The organism is Vicinamibacteria bacterium (assembly GCA_035620555.1).
In the GTDB taxonomy this organism is placed as follows: domain Bacteria; phylum Acidobacteriota; class Vicinamibacteria; order Marinacidobacterales; family SMYC01; genus DASPGQ01.
The window spans coordinates 1-8979 of sequence record DASPGQ010000236.1 but is presented as its reverse complement, the minus strand read 5'-3'; the positions used below and the strand labels follow the sequence as shown (position 1 = coordinate 8979).

10 protein-coding genes are annotated in these 8979 nt (G+C 63.1%); 7 read left to right on the top strand and 3 right to left on the bottom strand.

The genetic code is table 11. The features are described from left to right. From VEK15_09985 to VEK15_09970, 4 genes are all read left to right on the top strand, one after another. On the top strand, positions 1-1941 hold a 1941-nt coding region (locus VEK15_09985; protein HXV61011.1), incomplete at its 5' end, for a hypothetical protein. Further along, a complete protein-coding gene (locus VEK15_09980) occupies positions 1938-3527 on the top strand; it encodes a 5'-nucleotidase C-terminal domain-containing protein (GenBank protein ID HXV61010.1) in 1590 nt (529 codons plus the stop codon). The genes VEK15_09985 and VEK15_09980, both read left to right, overlap by 4 nt. Then, positions 3524-4336, top strand: coding sequence for a 5'-methylthioadenosine/S-adenosylhomocysteine nucleosidase (locus tag VEK15_09975; GenBank protein HXV61009.1), 813 nt, complete (start codon positions 3524-3526; stop codon positions 4334-4336). Before VEK15_09980 ends, VEK15_09975 begins: the two co-directional genes overlap by 4 nt. 31 nt (positions 4337-4367) lie before the next feature. After that, on the top strand, positions 4368-5348 hold the full coding sequence (locus VEK15_09970; GenBank protein ID HXV61008.1) for a beta-propeller fold lactonase family protein: 981 nt from the start codon (positions 4368-4370) through the stop codon (positions 5346-5348). A 13-nt stretch (positions 5349-5361) separates the two neighbouring features. Here VEK15_09970 and VEK15_09965 read toward each other — a convergent pair whose 3' ends face one another. Beyond that, positions 5362-6546 (bottom strand): PQQ-binding-like beta-propeller repeat protein, encoded by a 1185-nt coding sequence (locus VEK15_09965; protein ID HXV61007.1) that lies wholly within the window; start codon positions 6544-6546, stop codon positions 5362-5364. 102 nt (positions 6547-6648) lie between these two features. On the opposite strand from VEK15_09965, the gene VEK15_09960 reads away from it, so the two are divergent. The 3 genes from VEK15_09960 to VEK15_09950 all read left to right on the top strand — a co-directional run bounded on the left by VEK15_09960 (position 6649) and on the right by VEK15_09950 (position 8210). Next, complete coding sequence (locus VEK15_09960) at positions 6649-7098, top strand: antitoxin Xre/MbcA/ParS toxin-binding domain-containing protein (GenBank protein HXV61006.1); 450 nt, start codon at positions 6649-6651, stop codon at positions 7096-7098. A gap of 51 nt (positions 7099-7149) precedes the next feature. Further along, the gene (locus VEK15_09955; GenBank protein HXV61005.1) at positions 7150-7617 is read left to right on the top strand and encodes an RES family NAD+ phosphorylase; all 468 of its coding nucleotides are present in this window, start codon (positions 7150-7152) and stop codon (positions 7615-7617) included. Positions 7618-7703: 86 nt separating this feature from the next. Beyond that, on the top strand, positions 7704-8210 hold the full coding sequence (locus VEK15_09950) for a hypothetical protein (GenBank protein HXV61004.1): 507 nt from the start codon (positions 7704-7706) through the stop codon (positions 8208-8210). Positions 8211-8275: 65 nt separating this feature from the next. On the opposite strand, the gene VEK15_09945 is transcribed toward VEK15_09950, so the two are convergent. Together VEK15_09945 and VEK15_09940 are read right to left on the bottom strand one after the other, a co-directional pair. Further along, positions 8276-8767 (bottom strand): hypothetical protein, encoded by a 492-nt coding sequence (locus VEK15_09945; protein ID HXV61003.1) that lies wholly within the window; start codon positions 8765-8767, stop codon positions 8276-8278. 21 nt (positions 8768-8788) lie between these two features. Then, on the bottom strand, positions 8789-8979 hold a 191-nt coding region (locus tag VEK15_09940), incomplete at its 5' end, for a hypothetical protein (GenBank protein ID HXV61002.1).

Below are 8979 nucleotides of genomic sequence, written 5' to 3'. Positions count from 1 at the left end.
GCCGAGCCGCCTTCGATTTCCTCGGTCCAGCCGACCAGCCCTCCACTGCTCGACCGATTGATCCAGGTTTGCCTCGCGAAGGACCCGAACGAGCGGGTGCAGACGGCACACGACGTGATGCTACAGCTCCGGTGGATCACGGAGGGCTCACAGGTCGGCCTCCCGGCTCCCAGTGTCACGCGGCGCAAGAACCGAGAGCGCCTGGCCTGGTCAATCGCCGCGGTGGCCGTGGCCGCGGCCCTCTGGCTCGGCCTCGCGAGAGAACCCTCGGCCTCCACTCCTGACGCGCGAGTCCTCCGCACCACGCTTCTCCTTCCGGAAAAAGTCGCGCTGAGAAACGCGGTCATCTCGCCCGATGGGAGCCGGGTCGTCTTCAGCGGCACCGACTCAACGGGGAAGGCCCAGCTCTGGGTGCGTCCCCTCGATTCCGACTCCGCCACGAGAATCTCCGGCACCGATGGGGCGACGCTGCCCTTCTGGTCGCCCGACGGAAGGTACATCGGCTTCTTCGCCGACAAGAAACTCAAGCGCGTCGATGCCTCGGGCGGGGCGGTCTTATCTCTCCACGACGTGGATGGAGTGGGAGGCGCCTGGGCACCCAATGGCGACATCTTGTTCACCGCGCCGAGCGGACCGATCCAACTGCTTGCCGCCGGGGGTGGGGCTCCGAGGCCTGTCACGAAGCTCGAAGGCTCGGCGACGGCGCACCGCTACCCCTTCTTCCTTCCCGACGGGCGTCACTTCCTGTATCTGGCGTTGAACCTCGCCGGCACGTCGAGAGATCCCTCCAATCAGATCTGGGTGGGCTCGCTGGACTCGGATTCGGCGCGGCCTCTCGTCGCGGCGAACTTCAACGCCCAGTACGCCGACGGTTATCTTCTTTTCGTTCGCGGTGGCGACGCCGGTGGGAGTCTTCTGGCGCAGGTCTTCGATCCGGTTACCCTGGAGACGAGTGGTGAACCTCGTGTCGTGGCCGAGCACGTCGCCCTTTATGCTGAGTTCCTGGGTTTCGGCAATTTCTCGGCGTCGAGCGCGGGCTCGCTCGTGCTGGACGCGTCTCGCCTGCTGACTCAGCTCGAATGGCTGGACCGTTCGGGGAACTCCGTCGGTGTCTTCGGTGAGCCCGACCTCTACTTCAGTCCGCGAATCTCGCCAGACGGCAAACGGATTGCGTTCGACCTTTACGACGCGGGCACTCAGTCCACTCAGATCTGGATCGGGGACGTCTCCCGCGGCGTGCAGACAAGGCTGACGTCCGGTCCCGGTTTCAATGCCGGCGCGGTCTGGTCGCCCGATGGAGCGCGGATCGCGTTCCAATCCGATCGGAAACACCAAGCCGACGTCTACATTCGTGCGTCGGACGGAACCGGAACCGAAGAGGCCATCAGCGACGAAGACGGCCAGAAGATTCCTACCGACTGGTCGCAGGACGGGGAGTTCCTCGTCGTCTTCGATCGCGAGCCGGCCGGGGACCGCCTCATCAAGATCTCCGGGATTCACCTTACCGGCGACCGTAAGCCGTTCACCGTCGTTCCGTCCCTTCCCGGCAACGTGGCGGACCCTCGTCTCTCGCCGGACGGGCGCTGGGTGGTGTACGGCTCCGACGAGACCGGCAGGATGGAGATCTACGCCGTCTCCTTTCCCGATGGGGAGCGAAAGCTTCAGATCTCGAACGCCGGCGGACGCTTTCCCAAATGGTCGAGGGGAGGGAAAGAGATACTTTACGCCGCGTTCGATGACATGGTGATGTCGGTCGCGGTCGATGGTGACGAAGTTCTCCACGCAAGCGTGCCGAGACCGCTGTTCCCGTTTCCCGACGGGGTATTCAGTTGGGACGTTTCAGCCGATGGAGAGCGGTTCCTCGTCAACGTGCCGGTCATCAAGAGCTCGTCCGTGCCCCTCAGCCTCGTCGTGAACTGGGCGGCGTCGTTGAAACCGTGAGCTTGGCTGCGAGAAACACCTTCGCGGCCGTCCTCGCGTCCACTTTCCTCGCAGCGGCTCCTCGCACCGTCGCCGCCGAGGAGCGTGAGGTCGTGCTGCTCTATACGAACGACTTCCACAGCACCATCGATCCGATCCCCGCATACTGGCTTCCCGGAGAGCCCAAGCCTCTTCTCGGAGGGGCGGCGAGCCTGATGACGCTCGTCGAGCGCATTCGGGAGCAAGAGTCCGCGAAAGGCAACCCGGTCTTCCTCTTCGACGCCGGCGATATGTTCACCGGCATGCTGGCGAAGCTCACGGCGGGTGAGGTCATGATGGAAATGATGATGACGCTTCAGTACGACGCGCTCGGCATCGGCAATCACGAGTTCGATTACGGGTGGCAGAACTTCCGCAAGCAGATGTTCCGAGTGTCCTTTCCCGTCCTCGGCGCCAATATCTTTTATAAGGATACGGACATCCCTTTCGCTCCCCCGCATACGATTCTCGAGCGAAACGGGGTGCGTCTGGGTGTGATCGGCATCATCGGCCACGATGCGAGAAGCGTGGTCATGCCATCGTTCGTCGACGAGCTCGAGTTCGAGGATCCCGCCGCCGCCATCGCCCGCTCCATCGATGAGCTCGAGGACGAGGTGGACTTCATCGTCGTCCTGGCTCACCAGGGACATACCGGCCCGATGCAGACCGACGCCGAGAACCATCCGGAGATCCAGAGGGACTTCGACGCCGACATCGCGCTTTGTGGGGAGGTTCCCGGCATCGACGTATTCGTGGGAGGCCACGCCCACCGAGGAATCGAAGTGCCCTATGTCCACGAGGAGAACCGAACGATCATCGTCCAGACTTATGGCTACGGGACTCGCCTCGGCTTTCTCCGGCTCAGAGTAGACACCGACACCAATCGTGTCGTCTCCCACCAAGGAGAGCTCCTGAAAGTCTGGAGCGAAGAGCTCCCGCCCCATCCGCTGATGACCGCCAAAATGGAAAAGTACAAGCGGGAGGTCGAACCGGTCATCGGCGAGGTCGTGGGTCGGGCCTCGGTGCGACTGGTGCGGCGGTACAACGCGGAATCCTATCTTGGGGCGTTCTCCGCCGATGTCATTCGTGAGCTGACCGGGGCCGAGGTTTCGTTCATGAACGCGGGCGGACTCCGCGCCGACCTGCCCGAGGGCGAGATCACCGTCGGAAACGTTCAGGATGCCTTTCCGTTTCGCAACACCGTGGACGTATTCCAACTTGCCGGGGCGGAGATTCGCCAGGTCCTGGAGCAGGGCTTCACATTGCTGCGAGGCATGGTGCAAGTCTCGGGTATCGTCGCCCGCTACGATCTTTCCAAACCCACAGGGAAGCGTTTGGTGGAAGCTCGCATCGCGGGCGAGCTCCTGGACGATGCTCGCACCTATCGGGTGGCTACCAACAGCTTCATGGGAGAAGGAGGCGACCTCTACGAGACGTTCGTCGGGGCGAAGAAGATCGACAACGTGAACAAGGATGTCGCCCAGATCGTGATCGACTCGTTGCGCGCCCGCAACGGTCCCGTCGAAGCTCCCGAAATGAGGAGGCTCGTCCCGGTGAATCACCCGTGAGCCGCTTTCCCATCCTGCGACTGGTCGCCGTCTTCTTCGCCACGGCCCTTGCGGCGCAAGAGACTCCCCTCGCCATACAGGGCGCGGTCGACTCCGAGCTCGGTCCGTTGATCGAAGCCGTGGGGAGCCCCGAGCCGCGCGTCATCGACGGCTTCAGCTTCTGGGAAGGAAAGATTGGCGGGAGGGCGGTCGTGATCTCTCGCACCGAGGTCGGCATGGTGAACGCCGCGGTGGCGACGACTCTGCTCATTCGAGACTACACCCCGAGAGCCATCATCAACCAGGGCACCGCTGGAGCAACGGACGCTTCGCTGGGTGTCGGAGACATCGTTCTCGGGGAAGCCAGTGCACCGTTCGGTTCCATTCGCACGAAGCCGAGAAAGCGGGGCGAAGGGATCGATATCGATCAATGGGAGATCCTTCCCCGTTGGCTTCGCCTGAACGGGGAGCGGGTTCTGTTCGAGCGTTTCGTCGCCGATCCGGCTCTGCTCGACGCCGCCCTCGAGACCCCGTATGACGAGGGAAGGCTGATTCGCGGCGTGGTGGGCTCGGCCGACGAGTGGAACCGTGAGGTGGACAAGCTCCTCTGGGCGAAAGAGAGGTTCGGCATCGTGAGCGAGGATATGGAGAGCGCTTCGGTTCACCAGGTGGCCCACCTCTACGGAGTGCCGTTTCTCGCGGTCCGCATCATCTCGAATTCCGAGTACAACGATCCGGAGTTCCGCCGTGAGCTCGGGGCCACCTGCGCCGCCTACGTCGTCGCTCTCGCGAAGCGCCTCGCTTCGTTGTCAGAGCTACGGGAACGATGAGTTGGATTCGTCCAGAACAAGGAAGGATTCCATGAAGTCAACGACGTTCGTTATTTTTCTAGCTCTTCTCGACTGCACGGTGGTGTCTGCCGAGACGATTCTCATCGCCGACAAGACGGCCGACACGCTCCTCTTCTTCGACACCAACGCGGGCAAGGTGACGCGCTCGGTGCCGGTGGGAGGGAATCCGCATGAAGTGGCGGTGACCCCCGATGGACGGGTCGCTTTCACCGCGAACTCCAGGAGCAACACCGTCTCCGTTGTCGACGTCGCTTCCGGGACGGAGCGGCGTCGCCTCGAATCTCCGCTTTTCGCCTACCCGCACGGGATGGCCGTCCACCCCGACGGGACCACTCTTTTCTTGACGGTCGAGCAGAAGAGTCTCTTGGTCGCGATCGACGTGGAGACGCTCGAGATCAAAGAGAGCTACCCGACCGAGATGCAAGGCTCCCACATGGTCGTGCTATCGCCAACGGGAGATGTGGCGTACCTGACGAACCGAGAATCGCATTCGGTCACGAGGCTCGATACGACGAGTCCGGGCCATCTCGAGCACGCCGCCGCCGGCAGGGGTGCCGAAGGGATTGCTCTTACGCCCGACGGCAGGTTACTGCTCGCCGCCAACCGAAACGACAACGACGTGATCCTTTTCGACACTTCGTCGCTCGAGCCGTCCGGGCGAATCCCGGTCGGTGAAGCTCCGGTACGGATCGCCTGCTCTCCGGACGGGCGCCGGGCTCTCGTGACGCACCGAGCCTCTCACCAGGTCCAGGTCCTGGATCTCGACAGCAAGGCCGTCACCGCGCGTTTCCCGGTCGGCCGCGAGCCCGGTGGGGTCCTCTTCTCGCGCGACGGGCGCCAGGCCTTCGTGGCCAACACCGGCGAGGGAACGTTGTCGGTAATCGACGTGAGCGCGCTCAAAGTGATCGCGACCCACGACGCCGGAGAAGGACCCGATGGGATGGTCTTCGTACCCGACAGCCCTGATGCTACCGAGAACGACAATCAATAACCGGCTTTGCCGCCTATTTCCCGTCGGCGAGGTCGAACGCGGCGAGCGTCTTGGAGTTTCGGACGTACAGAATGGCATCGGACAACGCGGGATAGGCCCGAATCACACCGGGGATGAGTTTCGCGCGCGAGATGGGGCGATAGCGCTCGGCTTCCGCACCGGCGATGACGAGCTCACCCGACTCGTGCACGATCACGAGCTTGTCCGCGGCAAGGGTAACCGTTCCCGCGCCAAATCCATCCTCACTCCAAAGGACCTTCCCGGTTCGTAGCTCGACCGCGCGAAAGCTCTGCGTGTACTCCTGCCGTCCATGAAAACCGTACAGGATCCCGTCGCGCTGAACGCTCGTCGCGTAGTGGTTCGACAAAGACTCGTCTCCCGACCAGAGAGTCTCGAGACCGCCCGGTTCGACGGCGAGTGCGATTGCGCCCGTGCCGTAGCTCGCGGAAAGAAACACGATGTCGCCGACCACGAGCGGCGACGCGGCGTTCACCGAGGCGCGGGAGCGCGAGTGCCACTGGAGACGATGCTTCTCTTCGCCCGTCGCCGGATCCACGGCGACGAGACCGTCGCGAGTGAAAAAAAGCGCGAGCCTCTTGCCAGCGAAGCTCGCCGTCACCGGTGAGGAGTAGCTGGCCTCGTCCTTCCCCGCGGTCCACAGGACCTCTCCCGTCGCCGCATCAAAGGCGGCGAGGCCCGCGTCGCGGCCACCCACGTTCAACAGAACACGACCGTCTTCCACGACGGGCGAGCCCGCCGCACCGAAAAAGCCTTTGACGACCCGGAACCGCTTGCGGGTGTCCACCGACCACAGAGCTCTGCCCGTCTCGAGCTCCACGGCGGACAGCACGCCTTGCGCTCCGAAGGTATACACGACGCCCTTCACGACCACGGGAACCGAGCGCGGCCCCTCGTCGAAGCCGAAGTCATCGCGGTAGCTCGTGGGGTAATGGCGCTGCCACAGCGGCTGGCCCGTCTTGCGTTCGAGCGCCTCGATAATCTCCCGATCCTCCTCTCGATGGAACACGATGAGGCGCTCTCCAACGACCACCGGTCCGGCGAAGCCGGCCCCGACACCCGTTTGCCAGACGAGCTTCGGCGCATCGCCACGAATCGGCGGCCCGTCGTATGTGCCGTTGCGCTCGGGGCCGAGAAACTGAGGCCAATCGGCCAGCAACAGGATCAGGAGGAAGACCATTCGAGGGCTACTATAAGACGAATGTCGATGAATGGAACATCGTCGGTGCCGCTCCCTGACCTCTTTGACTGAAACGCCAATTGGCCGTATCATTGAGGCCATATGGCATCAATGATGGCCGACCAGTCGAAGCGTGTGGCCGATCTGCTAGGAGGCCGCGAGGTCTTCCACGGCAAGATTCGGGCCCCGGGCGACATGCAGCGCGCCTTGCGCGAGGGACTTCCATTCGCTGCGTTCGATGCACTAGTCGATGCGCTGGAGATGAGCTCGCTGCAGCTGGCAAGGCTTCTCGGGGTTGCCACGCGGACGCTGGCGCGAAGGAAAGACCAGGGCCAGCTCTCGCCCATCGAATCGGACCGACTATACCGCGTGGCCCACGTCTTGCTTCTCGCAGCCGAAGTCCTCGGCTCTATCGACAAAGCCCGGCATTGGCTCACCCGGCCCAATCGGGCGCTCGGAGGAGAAACGCCGCTTTCGTACCTCGATACCGAGGTCGGGCAGCAACAAGTCGAAGATCTCTTGTTGCGACTGAGCCACGGGATCTATAGTTAGCCCCGATCCGAGACAAAGAATTCGCACTTTGCCAGCAGTCAGGAATATTTCGTGCGCCTTTGGCGGATCAGCCGATCGCGGCACGCCCGTCGTCCGCTGAGCGGCCGAGGCGGGCTTTTCGCTTCCGGTCGGTGGCACTCTCGAGGCCGTAGAATCGTCTACACGTCGTCGACTCTTTCGCTCGCCGCGCTCGAGGTTCTCGTCCACACGGATAGGGATCTCCTTCCGGACGATCTCGTTCAGATCGAAATAGAGATTCCGAACGAGATCTCGATGAAGTCCATCCTTGCGCGCGCTCTCCCGCGAAACTGGCGCGCCTATCCGGGCCCCCCGATTCTGCGCGAACTAGGAGATGAATGGCTCGATGGTGCCGAGAGCGCCGTCTTGCGGGTTCCGTCAGCGGTCATCCCGCAAGAGCACAATTTCCTGCTGAACCCGGCGCACCCCGAGGCGGCACGGTTCCGGGTCGTTTCCCGGTCCAGGTTTGTGCTGGATCCTCGTCTCCTCCAAGGATCGTAAGGCACATTACATTCTGTCCGGTGCATTCAAATGCTCTGGCGGGTTGTTCGCGACCGTCTATAATCATGGCCGAGACAGGGCGTATCATGGATGCGGCCACACGGTGCTTTGCGGCGGTGGTCGCGCTTCTCTATCTCCTCGGGTGCGGTTCCGATCCCGCCCAACTCACCGTCGAGCTCGTCGAGCCCGCCACCGCGACGCCGCAATTCTTTCATGGCAATTGCTTCGCGGGTTACAGCGTCGCCGTGGGCCTGCGAGTCAGGGAGACGAGCTTCGTCGGAGTCTTTCTCGACTCTTTGTCGTACCGGGTCGTGGACGAGGGCACCGGGTTCGAGATCGCAAGCGATGTCCTCGACCGGGCCACGATCGACGAGCGGTATGGTGCCATGGCAAGCGTTCTGGTTGGAGGCGGCAGTCGGGTTTACCCCCTGGGGGGGCGGTCGGATGACCCTGTCGGTCCCCTGCTCGTGTCCGGTGAGATTGCGGGGAGAGACGAGAACGGAAATAACGTCCGAACCAGTTTCAATCTCCGTGCGACCCTGAACGTGATCGACCCGGAGCCGCCCGGATCGGGCGCCTGCGTCGTGAATTAGACACGACTGGATTCACACACACCCTCCCCGCGGTGGGAAACCGCAGGAAGGGTGGCTTTCGGGCGTTACTTCTTCTTACGGGTGGAGAGGTCGTAAACCGTCCCGGTAACGCCACCGATTGCAGCACCGAGTGCGGCGCCCTTCTTCCCGCCGGCGATGGCACCGATGCCCGCGCCGGCGCCGGCGGCCCCGCCGATGATGAGCACGCTATCCTTGAGCGATCGCGAAGACTCCTTTGTCACCGGGGCTGGTTCACTCCTTTGCGCCGGCGTTGCCTCTACTACGCGCACGGGCGCTTCGAGTCTAGGAGCGGCCGCAACGGCGCTCGCCCGCTCGAGGGCGCGGCAACGGATGCGAGCCACGGTGGCGCCGTTTTCCAGGACCTGCTCGACAATCGCCTCACGTCCATTCCCGCAATCGACAGCGGGCAAGTTCGCAACGTTCGTCGTGAGCTCCTGCCCATCGCGGGCGCTTTCCGCGGAAGTGCGGAAGACGATGCTGCCCATCGCCAAGCCCAGGCCCAGAATGCCGACGATCCAACCTGACAGAGCTCTCATGGTGTGCCTCCTTGATCTTCGCTAATCCACGTCAATGGCAAAGACAGTGCCAAAAAGGCAACTCGCTCTGGGGGAACGATTTGCCGCCTTGACGTGAGGAATATCACCTGAACGAACGTCCTCCACGACGGACGTCTTTGGTGCCCGGAGGACAACGGCGATCCCGGTCATGTCGGGATGCAGAGCGGCAGAGGACGATCCTTTGTTGCCTT